At 37.8% G+C, this 1,339-nt stretch carries 2 protein-coding genes; both read right to left on the bottom strand.

The window, feature by feature from the left end:
- Positions 1-58: 58 nt before the first annotated feature.
- On the bottom strand, positions 59-382 hold the full coding sequence (locus A1D25_RS01835) for a zinc ribbon domain-containing protein YjdM (RefSeq protein ID WP_157394017.1): 324 nt from the start codon (positions 380-382) through the stop codon (positions 59-61).
- Positions 383-605: 223 nt separating this feature from the next.
- Positions 606-1,238 carry a YadA C-terminal domain-containing protein gene (locus A1D25_RS11025; RefSeq protein WP_240327083.1) on the bottom strand — a complete coding sequence of 211 codons (633 nt, stop codon included), beginning with the start codon at positions 1,236-1,238 and terminating at the stop codon, positions 606-608.
- Between the last annotated feature and the right edge of the window lie 101 nt (positions 1,239-1,339).

The following is a 1,339-nucleotide window of genomic DNA, read 5'->3' as shown; positions in this document are numbered from 1 at the left end:
AAAAAGACTTTGCCAATAATCTGGGGCAAATATAATTTGCCCCTACATATATTGAACATTACGCTTTTTTCAGAAATTCAGATTTAAGTAATAGCTTTCCACAATCTACGTTGTGATCGCCAGCAACAAGGCGAATACCTTTATATTTTGTGCCTTTTTTCAATACTTCTGATGAACCTTTTAATTTCAGATCTTTAATTAAAATCACATCATCACCATCTACGAGTAAATTGCCATTACTATCTTTAACGATTAGTTGATCTTCATCGTGGCTTTCAACTTCCTCACCAGTCCATTCATTACTACAATCAGGGCAAACGAATTGAATTGAGTCGTGATAAGTATTTTCTCCCTTGCAAGCAGGGCAAATTGGAAATTCCATCTTTCTTCCTTAAATAAAATTAAAAACATCGCTATTCTACAAGAAATAAGCGGTAATTTCTTCACTTTGATTTGCAAAAAATGAAGCATAACGCACCGCTTGTAAAACGGAGCGAGCATTAAACGTACCACCGCATATAAGAAAAAAGGACGTATGAAATGCAATACGTCCTAAATTATATATCGTAGAGAGGGCTAACGCCCACTCTAGCTCATATTAATCACTACCATTGGTAGCCAATACCACCGCCGACATTAAAGTCTTTGCTTGTATTCGCACCAGCACTGAATTTAATAATTAACTTACCATTATCGCTCATTTTTGAGTAACCCACAGCAACGGCACTTTGTCCATTATAGTTACCCACACCTAAGCCAACTACATTCGCACCCGGTCTAGTTACCTGCGGAATATTAGCCACTGCGGTTGCTCCTGCGATACCACCACGTAAGCGTTTATCAACTTTACCAACAACTTCTTTAACTTGTCCTAGATTAACAGCGTCAGTATCTTTAACGGCTCTGCCTACATTTTTAATGCGGTGTCCTTCCATATCAAGATCGCCCTTGATGCTGGTTCTACCATTAACCACTAAATCGCCATCAACTCTAGAGTTTCCTTTAACGTGCTGGTTACCGTCTATAGTTTGATCACCTTTAATATGTTGATTACCATCTACAGTTTGGTCACCTTTAACGTGCTGATTGCCATCTACAGTTTGATCACCTTTAACGTGCTGGTTACCATCAATAGTTGAATTACCTTTAACGTGCTGATCACCTTCAACCACTAAATTTTTACCAACAGTCAGATTACCTGCAACTTCTACTTCATTTAACTTAGTATGGTTAGTCACTTCAAGTCTCTGATTGTTGCATTTTCAGTAACAACAAGATCTTTAGTCTTAGTCGTATTGGTTACGTTTAAGTCTCTGATTGTTGCATTTTCAGTAACAAC

The sequence above is a fragment of the Ursidibacter arcticus genome, from assembly GCF_009761375.1.
Taxonomy (GTDB): domain Bacteria; phylum Pseudomonadota; class Gammaproteobacteria; order Enterobacterales; family Pasteurellaceae; genus Ursidibacter; species Ursidibacter arcticus.
Note: the sequence above shows the minus strand (reverse complement) of the source record. Positions and strands in the feature narration are given on the sequence as shown.

What these genes read in the sequence shown, in the direction of transcription:
- A1D25_RS01835 (WP_157394017.1), bottom strand. Translation starts at nt 382, where the DNA reads ATGGAATTTCCAATTTGCCCTGCTTGCAAGGGAGAAAATACTTATCAC.